The organism is Caballeronia udeis (assembly GCF_044909315.1).
Taxonomy (GTDB): Bacteria; Pseudomonadota; Gammaproteobacteria; order Burkholderiales; family Burkholderiaceae; genus Caballeronia; species Caballeronia udeis_A.
In genome coordinates this window covers 403,290-416,165 of record NZ_JBIYEB010000005.1, presented here as the reverse complement: position 1 = coordinate 416,165, position 12,876 = coordinate 403,290, and the positions used below count along the sequence as shown (strand labels likewise).

The following is a 12,876-nucleotide window of genomic DNA, read 5'->3' as shown; positions in this document are numbered from 1 at the left end:
TTCAAAAAAACGGATTTGACTGAGCACGATGAAAACATTCCGAGGCACGTACACCGTCCTGATTACGCCGTTCACCGAGGACGGCAAGCACGTGGATACCGGCGCGCTGCGCAAGCTGGTGGACTGGCAGATCGAGCAGGGCATTCATGGGCTGATCCCTCTGGGCAGCACGGGTGAATTCCTGTCGCTGAAGGATGCGGAGCGGCTCGAAGTGGCGCAGACGGTCATTGCGGCCGCCGCGGGCCGCGTGCCGGTGCTGCTCGGGACCGGGATGGAATGGACCGACGACGCCGTGGCGCGCTCGCGCGAGGCGCAGGAGCTTGGCGCGGACGGCGTGATGGTGATTCCGCCGTTCTACAGCACGCCGACCGAGGACGAACTGTTCGAGCATTACCGGCGCATTGGAGAGTCGATCGATCTGCCGATCATGGTCTACAACAATCCGGCCACGGCCAATGTCGACCTCAAGCCCGAATTCGTCGCACGCCTCTCGCATATCGACAACGTCAGCTACATCAAGGAATCGACGCTCGAAGTCACGCGCGTGCGGGACATCGTCGAATTGTGCGGCGATCGCATGACGGTCTTCGCGGGCATTCTTGGCTATGAGTCGATGTGTCTCGGCGCACAAGGGTGGGTGGCCGTGTGCTCGAACCTGATTCCGAAATGGTCGGCCGAGCTTTACGAGCACACCGCTGTGCAGCGCGATCTCGACGCAGGGCTCGCGCTGTACAGGAAGATGCTGCCGATCGTGCGCTGGGTCGGCGGCCATCGTTATGTTTCGGCAAGCAAGGCAGGCCTCGCGATGATGGGCCTCCCCGCGGGTGAACCGCGCGCGCCGCGTCTGCCATTGCCCGGCGCCGATCGCGAGGCCCTGCGTGAGGACCTTGCCGCACTCGGTTTGCTTGACACCCTTTCCTGACTTCCCGACCTCAATCGCCTACCGGAGTACTTCATGTTCTTTCGTTCGAGCTTCAGCCGTGCCGTGATCCCCTGTGCAGTCGTGCTTGCCGCGAGTTTCGCTGCCGGCGCGGCCAACGCCGCTTGCAGCGCGACGGTTCCCGCTGGCGCGCTTATCAAGCAGGGCACGCTGATCATGTCGACCAACCCGACCTTGCCGCCGCTTCAGTACATCGACGGGTCGGGGCAGTTGAAGGGCATGCGGATCGAACTCGGCGAGGAGATCGCCAAGCGCCTGTGTCTCACGCCGGAATACGTGAAGATCGACTTCGACGCCATGGTGCCGGGGCTGCAGGGCGGCCGCTGGGATGTGATCAATACCGGCATCTTCGTCACCGACGCACGCACGAAGATCATGCAGATGATTCCCTACGAAAATCAGGCAATCAGTATCTCGACCGCGATGTCCAATCCCTTGAAGGTCGCGAAGCCTGACGATCTCGCGGGCCGCACGGTAGGCGTGGAACTGGGCGGTTTCGAGGAAGCGCAGGCACGCGCGATGATCAAGGACATGGAGGCGCGAGGCCTCAAGCCGTTCACGCTGCAGACCTTCGATACATTCTCGATCGCCTATCAGGCGCTTGCCGGCGGACAGCTCGACGCGGTTGTTTCTATCGATGCCGTGGCCGGCGAGTACCAGAAACGTGGGGGTTTTGCGCGCGCCGTGTCGGGCCTGCATCCCACGCCGGTCGCGCTTGCCGCGAAGAGCCCCGAACTTGCCGGCGCAATCGCGAAAGTGCTCGACCAGATGCAAGCCGACGGCAGCTATCAGAAGCTCTTCGCGAAGTACGGCATGAAGCCGGTTGACGGGACCATTGCCATCGCGCAGCCGAAGTAAGGGCGGATTCCGGGCGCGTGCCAGTGACATGCCCGGACTGTGAAAAGGCCACCAGGAGCGTGTGATGAATCAAGGATGGAACTTATGGAACTGGGCCGGTTTCGCCTCTTGTCTGGTCAGCCCTTGGAAATAGCGTGAACAGCTTGCTCAAGACCACCTCGATCACATCCGTGATCTCGATGGAAGAACTGTTGCGACGCAATCAGGAATTGATCCAGGAGCGTTTCATGGTGCTCGAACTGTTTGTTGTCGCCGCGGTTTATTACCTGTTGATTACCACCGCGTGGGACTTTTTCCAGCGCAGGATCGAAGCGCACTACGGACGCGGCTACGTAGCACACGGCGACGCTGCCGCCGGCTGCCGGCAGCGGTGGCTCAACTGGGGCGCGCGGCGGCGCGCCGGTCCACCGGCCACACAACCTCATTGAACCAGCGAGACATCCCATGAACCCAGGCAATCGCGAGCAGCCCTTCGATACCGTTATCCGCCGCACGCATATTGCGACCGCAGCGGATCTCTTTACCGCGGATATTGGTATTCGCGACGGCGTAGTCGTCGCCCTCGGCAACGACCTGGCTGATGGACGCGAAACCATTGACGCGCGTGGACGCTTCGTGACGCCCGGTGGCGTGGATGGACATGTCCACCTCGACCAGCCGACATCCGACGGCTCGAAAATGGCGGACGATTTCGAAACAGGCACCCGGTCGGCGGCTTGCGGCGGCACCACGACCGTGATCCCGTTCGCGCTGCAATTCAAGGGCCGCAGTGTGCGAGCGGCGGTCGAGGACTATCACCTGCGTGCGGCAGACAAGGCCGCCATCGACTATGCGTTTCACCTGATCGTGTCCGATCCCTCGCATGCAGTGGTGAGCGAAGAGTTGCCGAAGCTGATCGCCGAGGGCTACACGTCGATCAAGGTCTACATGACCTACGACGACATGAAACTCGACGACCGCCAGATCATCGACGTGCTGGCATGCGCCCGCATCCACGGCGCCATGACGATGATTCACGCGGAGAACAGCGATTGCATCGGCTGGCTGACCGAGCGTCTGCTTGCCGCGGGCCTGACCGCGCCGAAATACCACGGCGCGTCGCGGCCGATGCTCGTCGAGCGCGAGGCGACACACCGGGCGATCGCGTTGTCCGAACTCGCTGAAGTGCCGATCCTGATCGTGCACGTGTCCGGTCGAGAGGCAATCGAGCAGATTCACTGGGCACGCGGGCGCGGCCTGCCGGTCTTCGCCGAGACGTGCCCGCAGTATCTTTTCCTGAGCGAAGAGGACCTGGCTCCAGACGGTTTCACGGGTGCGAAGTGCATCTGCAGTCCACCGCCGCGCGACAAGGCCAACCAGCAGGCAGTGTGGACCGGGCTGCAGAACGGGATGTTCACGATCGTGTCGTCGGATCACGCGCCGTTCAATTACGACGGCCCGGACGGCAAGATGCTGCATGGCCCCGGCGGTAGTTTTCATCAGGTGCCCAACGGCATTCCGGGGATCGAGACGCGCATGCCGCTGCTGTTCTCCGAGGGGGTGCTGGGCGGCCGGATCGACATCAACCGCTTCGTGCAACTCACTTCGACGAACGCGGCCAAGCTCTACGGCCTCTATCCGCGCAAGGGAACAATCGCGATTGGAAGCGATGCCGATCTCGTGATCTGGGACACCGGTGTTTCCCGCACGATCCGTAATGCCGACCTGCATCACGCTGCCGACTACACGCCCTATGAGGGCCGCGAAGTTCGAGCCTGGCCTTCGGTCACGATGAGCCGGGGCGTAACGGTCTGGTCCGAGGGTGAGTTTCGCGGCCGTGCGGGGCACGGCCAGTTCCTGCGGTGCGAGCGGCCCGGCGTTGTAACATCGCAGTTCAAAATCGGGCCGGCCACCTTCTGACACGGCCCGAGCGAACCTGGAATCCCTGCCTGACCATGACCAAGGTATCGAAGAGCGTGACCGAAACTCGTGCGAAGAAAACCGGCGGAAACCGGAAGCCGCCAACCGCTGCTGCGGCGAGCCAGCACAAGGCGCCCGCCGCGGAGGCGGCCGATGAAAGCTTGCCGGATACGCGTGTCGTGAGTCTTGGCGAGCGCGCTTACCGGCGCCTGCGCGAAATGATCCTTGACCGCGAGCTCGAGGCAGGCGCGCTGCTTAACGAACATCGTGTTTCAGAACAACTCGACATGTCGCGCACGCCGGTGCGCGAGGCGCTGCTCCGGCTGACCGGCGAGGGTTTGCTGGTGCGCGCCGGCGCCCGCAGCTTCTCCGTCAGAACCGTCTCGGCGCGCGAATTTTTCGAAAGCATGCGCGTACGCGAGACGCTGGAAGCGCTGGCCATCGACCTCGGTATCCAGCGGCTGCCGGTCGCCGCGATCGAGGCGCTCGAGGTGCAGGTTCGTGCGCTCGAAGTGGGCGAGCATACGGAGGTGGAACATCGCGAATTCGATGACCTGCTGCACCGGACTATTGCGGAAGCTTCGGGTAACGCGGTGCTCGTCCAGATGATCGTCATGATGCGGCTCAACGCGCGCCTGTTTCGCGTGACGAGCCATTTGCACCGGGAGCAGGAAAACCACGTCGAACATCTCGCCATCCTCGCGGCACTCAGGAAGCGCGACGTGGTCGAGGCGCGTAATGCGATGATCAATCACATTCGCGGACTGCAGGACGACGTCATCAAGGCGATCACAGGCTAGACAAGCAGGCTCTCCGGACGGGAGAGCCTTGGGTATGTTTATTAGCATGCCTACTTAATATGGGCGAGGCAGCATCCGGAGATGCTGCCTCTGACTCGTACTTCCTGAAAATGTTTGGCAACAACTTTCACGTGGAGAAGAGCTGCTGTGGAATATATCGGAACAAAAGGCGAAGTGTAAGCAGATTCTCTTACGGCACATTGCAGATCACCGGTGCCGGGCATAAGCGACGGTCTTCCTGATCGCGGCTGCAACGGTCGACTCGACGTCATTGCTGCCGTGAGCGCGCCGCGTGAACGTTTGCAATGAGCTGGTCACGGCGTTTTACTTATATACATAGAAAACCTTAACAATCATTACATAAGGAGGTCGGTGAGACCTGGAAACGGAATGTAATTAGATAGAAGTGCATATCGTTTGAATTTAACGACAAACGATGAAATACATTTTTTTATTTCCGGAAGACGTTTTATTGTCCGCTTCGCTTTATCCCGTCAACAAACCAAGGTACGTACCCACCTATGAAAAAAAAAATCGTTTCTGCTGCTGTCCCTCTGGCTATCGCTTTCGCCAGCATCCATGCTCAGGCTCAGAACTCCGTGACCCTGTACGGGATCATCGACACAGGATTCACCTACACCCATAACGCCGACGGCTACGCTTCCCAGTTCGGAATGTCCTCGGGCAACGAATCGGGTTCACGCTGGGGCCTCAAGGGTTCGGAAGACCTGGGTGGTGGACTCAAGACAATTTTCCAGTTGGAAAACGGCTTTAACTCGACAACCGGAAAGCTGGGTCAAAACAGCCGTGAGTTCGGCCGTCAAGCGTTCGTCGGGTTGTCGGGTACAAGCTGGGGTACCGTCACGCTCGGCCGCCAATACGACCCGGTGGTCGATCTGGTCCAGCCGGTGCAGGGCGACAACTATCTTGGGGGTATTTTTACGTCGCCGGGCGACGTGGATAACGCCGACAACAGCGCTCGCTTCAACAACGCGGTCAAGTGGGCAAGCCCGACGTGGGGTGGACTGACTGCCGAAGCAATGTACGCGGCAGGTGGCGTCGCGGGCTCGACGAGCAATGGCCAAAGCTACGCCGCCGCATTGGCCTATAACACAGGGCCGCTTGCCCTGGCAGCGGGTTACCTGCACATTGACAATGGCACCGCATCGGTGCGCGGAACCACTTCGTCCACGTCTACGTCGGATTCGTTGTTCAACTCCAATGTCAACTTCCACTACGCAACGGCGAAGTCGATCAACATTGCCCGCATCGGCGGCAATTATCAGATCGGCGCGGTGACGCTCGGGGCTTACGGAAGCTTCTCGGACTACAAGCCGGACGCCAGCTCGGCATTCACGACCTCGGAGAAATACAAAGTCGGCTCCGCATACGCTGTCTGGCAAGTGTCTGCACCGCTTAGCACGGAAATTGGTTACGTCTACATGAAGTCAAGCGGCGATTCCTCGGCCGCATACAATCAATTTGCCATTGCGGCCGACTATTTCCTGAGCAAGCGTACTGACATCTATGCCTTCGCCGGTTATACGCATGCCAGTGGTTCCAACGGGCTCGGCGCGGCCGACGCCGTAGTGGGATCGACGGACACGGACTCGAACAAGAGTTCGCAAGCGGTCGTCACCATTGGCATCCGCCACAAGTTCTAAACGCTGTCAGTCAAGCGCCTGGCCTGGGTTGTCATTGTTGTAGATCCAGGTCAGGCCGCACGCTATAAGTCCCGCGAATACTAAGGGCCCCGATCCGGATAGACGCCAATATTAGCTCGCCGATACTGTCTGTAGAAGCACGCCAGAACAACCCGGCGTGTATCCGGACCGACGAGACTTATGCACAATTTTTTCACGGAAGAACAGACTTCCCTGCGCGACACGACCCGGCGCTTCGCCGAGCGCGAAGTATTAGAACGCGCCGCGGCAATCGATCGGGAGGACCGGTTTGATCGCACGCTCTATCGACGCATGGCTGAACTCGGCCTCTTCGGTATCAGCCTCGACGAAGCAGGCGGCGGTGCCGGACTCGACACGGTTGCTGTCTGCATCGTCATGGAGGAACTTGCGCGCTGCTCGGGAAGCGTCGGCAATGCGTTTGCCATCCCGGTCGAAGCCGCGTTATTTCTGCATCAGCACGGCAGCGTTGAGCAACGCCGCCGTATCCCGGCCCTGCTCGACGGCAGTGCGATTGCGGCCACCGCGGTGTCGGAGCCGGACCACGGCTCGGATGTCGCGAGCATCACGACGTCCGCACGCCGCACCGCGGACGGTTATGTGCTCAACGGCACCAAGGCGTGGGTGACGCTCGGCGGTGTCGCCGACTGGATTTTCGTCTTCGCGCGCACACCTTCTCCCGACGGAAAGGGCGATCGCCATGCGATCAGCTGCTTTATTGTCGATGCAAAGCTCCCGGGCGTCACGCGGGGCAAGTCCGAGGAGTTGCTGGGCATGCACGGTCTGGAAGACTGCCAGATCGCCTTCGATAACGTGAAGCTGGGACACGATGCACTGGTCGGCGCCGAGCACCAGGCGTTCAAGATGGCCATGGCCAATTTCAATTTCAGCCGCCTCCTGATGTCGTCGATGGCGCTTGGGATCGCGCAGGCCGCCTTCGAGGATGCCGCCGCCTACGCCGGCACCCGCCGTCAGTTCGGCGCGCCGATCAGCTCGTTCCAGGCGGTCCAGTTCATGCTCGCCGACATGTCGACGGATATAGCGGCGTCACGCCTGTTGATCCATCACGCCGCGCGCGTGCACGACGCGGGCCGCTCCATCGCGAAGGAAGCAGCGCACGCCAAGCTGTTCACCACGGACATGGCGATGCGCCATGTCTCGAACGCGCTGCAGATCCACGGCGGCAATGGCTATTCGCGCGAATACCGCATCGAGCGCCTGTTTCGCGACGTGCGTCTGGCGCAGATCTTCGAAGGTACGAATCAGATCCAGCGGCTGATCATCGCGCGCCAGATCGAGAAAGAACTGTCCTGAGGAGGCGGCCATGATCAAGTGCATCACGGCAAGCGAGGCAGCTGCGCTGATTCGCGATCGCGACATGCTGATGGTTGGGGGCAACGGCGGCTCGGGCGTGCCCGAAGCCGTGCTGGAATCGATCGAGAAACGCTTTCTTGCCGGCGCCGGCCCGCATGACCTGACGCTCTTTCACGTGACGGGGGTGGGCGCCGTGCACGAAAAGGGCCTTTGCCGGCTGGCCTATCCGGAGATGGTGCGCCGCGTGATTGGCGGCAACTACGGAATGCAGGTTCCGTTCATGAAGCTGATTCGAGGGAACAGGATCGAGGCGTACAACTTCCCGCAGGGCGTCATGACGCAACTGTGCCGCGCGATGGCGGGGCGTCAGCCCGGCCTCGTCACGCACGTGGGCCTGCGTACCTATGTTGATCCACGCCAGGACGGCGGGCGCATGAACGAGCGCACGACCGAACCAATGGTGGAACTGTTGCATCTTGCCGGCCGCGAGTGCCTTTTCTATCGTGCGCCCGGCGAGCCGGACGTGGCGATCATCCGCGGCACCTCCGCCGACGAGGACGGTTACGTCAGCATGGAGCACGAGGCGACTGTGCGTGAAGACCTCTCGATCGCCCAGGCGGTGCACAACGCAGGCGGCATAGTGATCTGCCAGGTCAAGCGCATCGTGCAGCGTGGCAGCGTGAATCCGCACATGATCAAGATCCCCGGTTTCCTGATCGACTACTTCGTGGTCGATCCGGATCAGATGCAGACCTACACCACGCAATACGATCCGGCCCGCAGCGGCGAGACGCGGTTGCCGAAATCGGGCATTGCGCCTGACCCGCTGACGGTGCGGCGCGTCATCGCGCGGAGGGCAGCGTTCGAGTTGCGGCTGAACGACGTCGTCAATCTCGGTGTCGGCGTGTCCGCAATGATCCCCAACGTCGCGGCGGAGGAGGGTATCGAGGATCTGATGACGCTGACGGTGGAGTCGGGGGTGGTCGGCGGCGTGCCGGGCCACACCCGTGAATTCGGCACGGCGGTGAATCCCCGCGCGATACTCGACCAGGCGTACCAGTTCGACTTCTACGACGGCGGCGGCCTCACCTGCGCGTTCCTCTCGTTCGCGCAGGTCGATGCACGGGGCAACGTCAACGTGACGCGCTTCGGCGAGCGCTACGACGGCTCGGGCGGCTTCATCAATATCACGCAGAACTCGAAACGTCTCGTGTTCAGCGGTTCGCTGACAGGCGGCTCGCTTGACATCGACGTGCGTGACGGCGAGCTCCACATTCGCCGCGATGGCGCCTTCGACAAGTTCATGCCCCAGGTGGAACAGGTGAGTTTTTCGGCGGACCTCGCCCGCGAGCGCGGACAGGAGGTGTCTTTCGTGACCGACCGTGCGGTCTTTCATCTCGATCGCGACGGCCTCGTGCTCACCGAAATCGCGCCGGGTGTGCGTCTCAAGGAGGATGTGCTCGACCGGGTTGGCTTCGCCGTGCGCGTGAGCGACTCGCTCGCATTGATGGACCCGCGCATCTTCCGTGCAGGCCCGATGAACCTGCGCGACACGCTCATGCCGCGCAAGGGAGCCACGTCATGAACACAACCGGCCTCTACTACGAAGACGTCGTGCTGAACGAGGACATGAGGAGCGCGACACGCGCTGTCACGCCGGCCGACATCCGGGCCTTCTGCGAGCTCACGGAAGATTTCCATCCGCTTCACACCGACGCGGCCTATGCGCAAAGCCGCGGTTTTCCCGGACTCATCGCGCACGGCCTCTACGGGCTCGCGCTCATGGAGGGGCTCAAGACCTCTCTCAAGCTGTACGAGAACACGTCCATCGCTTCGCTCGGCTGGGATCAGGTCAGGTTCCTTCTGCCGTTGCTCGCAGGCGATGTGGTGCATGTCGCGTTTCGCGTGACCGGCAAGCGGCTGAGTTCGCGTGCCGGCCGCGGCGTGCTGACCGAGGATGTGCGGCTTGTGAACCAGCGTGGCGAGATCGTCATCCAGGCGCAGCACGCGGCGCTCGTGCTCACCCGCGGTCCTGCGGGCAGTGACTGAAACCCGCGGCGTTTGCCTTAACCTTCGACTTCAAAGGACTCATCTCATGATCAGGCAGTTCATGCTGTGCGGCGCGGTGTTGAGCGCCTTGCTGACCCAGCCCGTGTTCGCCGGGACGTGCATCCCGGCGCTGTCCGCCTCGCATCTCGTCGCGGCGGGCAAGTTGCAGATGTCCATCAATCCAACCCTGCCGCCGCAGCAATACATTGACGACAAGGGTGAGCTTCAGGGGTTGAACGTCGAACTCGGCCGGGCGATTGCGCACAAGCTGTGTCTTGAACCCGTCTTCGTGCGCATGGACATGCCGCCGATGATTCCTGGTCTTCGCGCCGGCCAGTTCGACGCCATCAACACAGGCCTTTTCTGGACCGAGGAACGTTCGAAGATGTTGTACATGGTGCCGTATGCACAGCAGGCGCTGAGCGTGTACACGTTGCCGGACAGCCCGCTCAGGCCGACGAAATTCTCCGACCTCGCCGGGCATGTGGTCGGCGTCGAGATCGCGACCTACCAGGAGCGCAAGGCTCGCGAGATCAATGAGCAACTGAAGGCGCAGGGCCTGAAGAGCATGGACTTCCGTACTTTCACGACAGTGACGGATACGTCGGCCGCGTTACGCGCGCATCAACTGGAAGCCGGGATCAATATCGACGAGACGGCTACGTCGCTGGCCGATCGCGGCATCGTGAAGATCTGGTTGCATGGGCTGGACGGCACCGACATCACGTTCGCCTTTCGCGACAAGGCCGTGGCTGAGGCAGCCGCGCTGGCGTTGACCGAGCTCAAGGCGGACGGTACCTATGACAAGCTCTTCGCGAAGTTCCATATGACACCGCTCAAGACGGCGAGCTTCGGGATTCGCGGCCCGGGTCCGCAGTAGCCGCCTGGGGCGGGAGTGGAGCAAGGCGCAAGCGCGCGAAATTGCTCACGTGCGGCTCGAACTCCATGAAGCCCTTGACGGCCTGGAATTCGGGGGTGTCGTACACCCAGTCGCCGGCGATGGCATAGACGGCCGCGTAGCGCGGGCCGTCGTCGATCGCCACGTAGCGGCTTCCCGACAGCCAGCCCGGACACGCGAGAATGGCGGGCAGGTGGACTTCGTCGTACCAGCGGTTGAAGGCCGCGTCGAACTCGGGTGCTACGTCGATCCTGACGATATGAATGTACGGGCCCTGTGTATTGGCGGGAAGGCGGCCGGCCGGAAATTGCATCATGATGCGGCCACCGCTGCAGGCTTCACGCGCGGAAACTTCAGTGTCGCCTCGGCCTTCAGCACTTCCTTGCCCGCTTCATTTTCCGCGCTCGCTTGCCAGACGGCGGTGCGGGTGCCGGCGTCCAATGCGGCGATCCAGACACGGAAGCGCAGGGTATCGCCGTAGAACACGGGGCCGGTGAACCAGAACCGGTCTTCGATCGATACGCCCAGCGTGCCGGCGAGTTCCGCCGTCAACACGCTCGTGCAGATGCCCGCCACGAGAATGCCCGGCGCCAGCCGTTGCCCGAAGCGCGTCCCGCGTGCGTATCCATCGTCTATATGCACCGGTCCGAAGTCTCCCGTGGCCGCTATATAAAGCGCGCCGTCGGCTTCGGTGATGGTCTTGCAGATGCTCACTTCGTCGCCGACAGACAGGGTGTCGAACGGCTTGATGTCATACATGGCCCGGCTCCTCACGTGAGAGGCTCACCGGTGCAATCGGCGCAATCAGCGGCACGAGCGTGGCATGGCCATGGATGATGCAAGCATCGCCGTCGACCTTGCATGTCACTTCGAGGCGGCTTGCCTGCGCGTTTGCATCGAGCACACGAACTGCCGCCTCGATCGTGCTGCCGACCGTGATGGGCGCATCGAATGTCAGGTCGAGCGCACCAATGCGCCATGCCGGCCCGGCGATCCGGTTCAGGCACGAGGTGGCGAGCGACGCCACCGCAAGTTCGAAGCTCAGCATGTTGTCGAAGCCGGCGGCGCGTGCGGCGCGCGCGTCGACGTGCATGGGTGCAAGGTTGCCGCTGATGCCGGTGAATAGCGCCTGCTCGGCAACGGTCATGGTCTTTCGGAACGACAGGGTTGCGCCGGGCTGCAGTGTGGTTTCGGTTTGCATCGGATGTGCCGGAGGAGGTGGCTGAGGTGGTCTGAAGTTCCGGCGTTATAGCGTGAGCCCGCGCTTGATCACGCTGCGGGCAATGAGCATGCGGTGGATCTCGGAGGTGCCGTCGTAGATGCGCGTCACGCGACTGTCGCGATAGATTCGTTCAAGTGGCATTTCCTTAGTGAAGCCCATGCCGCCAAAGACCTGGATGCCGCGATCGGCAACCCGGCCGATCATCTCGGAGGCATAGAGCTTGACCATCGAAACCTTGTCGCGCACGTCGTTGCCCTGATCCAGTTCCCATGCCGTGTTGAGCACCATCATGCGGGTGGCGAAGATCTCGGTGGCGGAGTCGGCGATCATCTGCTGGACCATCTGGAATTCACCGATCGGCTGGCCGAATTGCTTGCGCTCCGCTGCGTGGTTGCGCATCAGTTCGAGCACCCGCTGCGCCATTCCGCAGGCACGTGCGCCGATGTGCGCAAGACGGATCGATGCAACGCTTTCCATGATGAGGCGAAATCCTCCGCCGACTTCTCCAAGAACGTTGCCGCGAGGAATCCGGCAGTTCTCGAACACGAGTTCGGCGTGCCCATAGCCGCGGTGGCCCATCATCGGCTGCTTGCCTGTCACATGAAAACCGGGCGTGCCCTGGTCGACGAGGAACAGGGTGATGCCGCCCCTGGCGCGCTTCTCCTTGTCCGTGAGCGCCATCACGATCACGTAGTCGGCAATGTCCCCGTCGCTGATGAAGTGCTTGCGGCCATCGAGCACCCACTCGTCACCGTCGAGACGCGCGGTAGTGGAAATGGAGGCGGCATCCGAACCGGCGCCGGGCTCCGTGATCGCCATTGCGCAGACTTTATCGCCGCGCACGGTCGGCAGCAGGTAGGTGTCGCGTTGCGGACCTTCGCAGGCCATCAGCATGGGATAGACCTGGCCGAAGATGCGCCGGATCAGCGCGTCGGAGGTCTTGCCCAATTCCTCTTCCACGAGACACATGTCGACGTTGGAGAGGCCGCCGCCGCCGACCGACTCCGGCATGTTCATGGCGAAGAGCCCCAGCGACTGCGCCTTGTCGCGAACGTTGCGCAGCTTGTCGGCGGGAATCATGCCGGCCGTCTCGGTTTCAGCTTCGAGCGGCTGGACTTCCTGGGTCACGAACTTGCGGATGGTGTCGGTCAGCAAGCGGCTTTCTGACGGAATGGAGAAATCGATCATGGTTGCTGGTTGTCGGGACGGGACAA

14 protein-coding genes are annotated in these 12,876 nt (G+C 62.0%); 10 read left to right on the top strand and 4 right to left on the bottom strand.

Features of this window, described 5'->3' with window-relative positions:
• Positions 1-28 precede the first annotated feature (28 nt).
• The 10 genes from ABH944_RS11480 to ABH944_RS11435 all read left to right on the top strand — a co-directional run bounded on the left by ABH944_RS11480 (position 29) and on the right by ABH944_RS11435 (position 10,422).
• Positions 29-922 carry a dihydrodipicolinate synthase family protein gene (locus ABH944_RS11480; protein WP_404613264.1) on the top strand — a complete coding sequence of 298 codons (894 nt, stop codon included), beginning with the start codon at positions 29-31 and terminating at the stop codon, positions 920-922.
• Positions 923-955: 33 nt separating this feature from the next.
• On the top strand, positions 956-1,798 hold the full coding sequence (locus ABH944_RS11475) for an ABC transporter substrate-binding protein (RefSeq protein WP_404613266.1): 843 nt from the start codon (positions 956-958) through the stop codon (positions 1,796-1,798).
• Positions 1,799-1,932: 134 nt separating this feature from the next.
• The gene (locus tag ABH944_RS11470; RefSeq protein ID WP_404613268.1) at positions 1,933-2,226 is read left to right on the top strand and encodes a hypothetical protein; all 294 of its coding nucleotides are present in this window, start codon (positions 1,933-1,935) and stop codon (positions 2,224-2,226) included.
• Positions 2,227-2,242: 16 nt separating this feature from the next.
• Positions 2,243-3,697, top strand: coding sequence for a dihydropyrimidinase (gene hydA / locus ABH944_RS11465; RefSeq protein WP_404613270.1), 1,455 nt, complete (start codon positions 2,243-2,245; stop codon positions 3,695-3,697).
• A 35-nt stretch (positions 3,698-3,732) separates the two neighbouring features.
• Positions 3,733-4,497, top strand: coding sequence for a GntR family transcriptional regulator (locus ABH944_RS11460; protein WP_404613272.1), 765 nt, complete (start codon positions 3,733-3,735; stop codon positions 4,495-4,497).
• Positions 4,498-5,018: 521 nt separating this feature from the next.
• Positions 5,019-6,161: a porin gene (locus ABH944_RS11455; protein WP_404613274.1), complete on the top strand. Its 1,143-nt coding sequence runs from the start codon at positions 5,019-5,021 to the stop codon at positions 6,159-6,161.
• Positions 6,162-6,341: 180 nt separating this feature from the next.
• A complete protein-coding gene (locus ABH944_RS11450) occupies positions 6,342-7,493 on the top strand; it encodes an acyl-CoA dehydrogenase family protein (protein WP_404613276.1) in 1,152 nt (383 codons plus the stop codon).
• A gap of 10 nt (positions 7,494-7,503) precedes the next feature.
• Complete coding sequence (locus ABH944_RS11445) at positions 7,504-9,078, top strand: acyl CoA:acetate/3-ketoacid CoA transferase (RefSeq protein WP_404613277.1); 1,575 nt, start codon at positions 7,504-7,506, stop codon at positions 9,076-9,078.
• On the top strand, positions 9,075-9,542 hold the full coding sequence (locus ABH944_RS11440) for a MaoC family dehydratase (protein WP_404613279.1): 468 nt from the start codon (positions 9,075-9,077) through the stop codon (positions 9,540-9,542). Before ABH944_RS11445 ends, ABH944_RS11440 begins: the two co-directional genes overlap by 4 nt.
• A 46-nt stretch (positions 9,543-9,588) precedes the next feature.
• The gene (locus tag ABH944_RS11435; RefSeq protein ID WP_404613281.1) at positions 9,589-10,422 is read left to right on the top strand and encodes a transporter substrate-binding domain-containing protein; all 834 of its coding nucleotides are present in this window, start codon (positions 9,589-9,591) and stop codon (positions 10,420-10,422) included.
• On the opposite strand, the gene ABH944_RS11430 is transcribed toward ABH944_RS11435, so the two are convergent.
• From ABH944_RS11430 to ABH944_RS11415, 4 genes are read right to left on the bottom strand one after another with little or no spacing between them, the layout of a single operon-like run.
• Positions 10,379-10,756 (bottom strand): hypothetical protein, encoded by a 378-nt coding sequence (locus tag ABH944_RS11430; protein WP_404613282.1) that lies wholly within the window; start codon positions 10,754-10,756, stop codon positions 10,379-10,381. The two genes, ABH944_RS11435 and ABH944_RS11430, sit on opposite strands and share 44 nt — an antisense overlap.
• Positions 10,753-11,199 (bottom strand): MaoC family dehydratase, encoded by a 447-nt coding sequence (locus tag ABH944_RS11425; RefSeq protein ID WP_404613284.1) that lies wholly within the window; start codon positions 11,197-11,199, stop codon positions 10,753-10,755. Before ABH944_RS11425 ends, ABH944_RS11430 begins: the two co-directional genes overlap by 4 nt.
• The gene (locus ABH944_RS11420; RefSeq protein WP_404613286.1) at positions 11,192-11,641 is read right to left on the bottom strand and encodes a MaoC/PaaZ C-terminal domain-containing protein; all 450 of its coding nucleotides are present in this window, start codon (positions 11,639-11,641) and stop codon (positions 11,192-11,194) included. Before ABH944_RS11420 ends, ABH944_RS11425 begins: the two co-directional genes overlap by 8 nt.
• Before the next feature lie 45 nt (positions 11,642-11,686).
• The gene (locus ABH944_RS11415) at positions 11,687-12,850 is read right to left on the bottom strand and encodes an acyl-CoA dehydrogenase family protein (RefSeq protein ID WP_404613288.1); all 1,164 of its coding nucleotides are present in this window, start codon (positions 12,848-12,850) and stop codon (positions 11,687-11,689) included.
• Positions 12,851-12,876: the final 26 nt, after the last annotated feature.

Bases quoted from the DNA above. Each gene is read 5' to 3' on its own strand.
- ABH944_RS11415 (WP_404613288.1), bottom strand. From the start codon at position 12,850: ATGATCGATTTCTCCATTCCGTCAGAAAGCCGCTTGCTGACCGACACC.
- ABH944_RS11445 (WP_404613277.1), top strand. From the start codon at position 7,504: ATGATCAAGTGCATCACGGCAAGCGAGGCAGCTGCGCTGATTCGCGAT.
- ABH944_RS11450 (WP_404613276.1), top strand. From the start codon at position 6,342: ATGCACAATTTTTTCACGGAAGAACAGACTTCCCTGCGCGACACGACC.
- ABH944_RS11430 (WP_404613282.1), bottom strand. From the start codon at position 10,756: ATGATGCAATTTCCGGCCGGCCGCCTTCCCGCCAATACACAGGGCCCG.
- ABH944_RS11440 (WP_404613279.1), top strand. From the start codon at position 9,075: ATGAACACAACCGGCCTCTACTACGAAGACGTCGTGCTGAACGAGGAC.
- ABH944_RS11435 (WP_404613281.1), top strand. From the start codon at position 9,589: ATGATCAGGCAGTTCATGCTGTGCGGCGCGGTGTTGAGCGCCTTGCTG.
- ABH944_RS11420 (WP_404613286.1), bottom strand. From the start codon at position 11,641: ATGCAAACCGAAACCACACTGCAGCCCGGCGCAACCCTGTCGTTCCGA.
- ABH944_RS11455 (WP_404613274.1), top strand. From the start codon at position 5,019: ATGAAAAAAAAAATCGTTTCTGCTGCTGTCCCTCTGGCTATCGCTTTC.
- ABH944_RS11425 (WP_404613284.1), bottom strand. From the start codon at position 11,199: ATGTATGACATCAAGCCGTTCGACACCCTGTCTGTCGGCGACGAAGTG.
- ABH944_RS11480 (WP_404613264.1), top strand. From the start codon at position 29: ATGAAAACATTCCGAGGCACGTACACCGTCCTGATTACGCCGTTCACC.
- hydA (WP_404613270.1), top strand. From the start codon at position 2,243: ATGAACCCAGGCAATCGCGAGCAGCCCTTCGATACCGTTATCCGCCGC.
- ABH944_RS11460 (WP_404613272.1), top strand. From the start codon at position 3,733: ATGACCAAGGTATCGAAGAGCGTGACCGAAACTCGTGCGAAGAAAACC.
- ABH944_RS11475 (WP_404613266.1), top strand. From the start codon at position 956: ATGTTCTTTCGTTCGAGCTTCAGCCGTGCCGTGATCCCCTGTGCAGTC.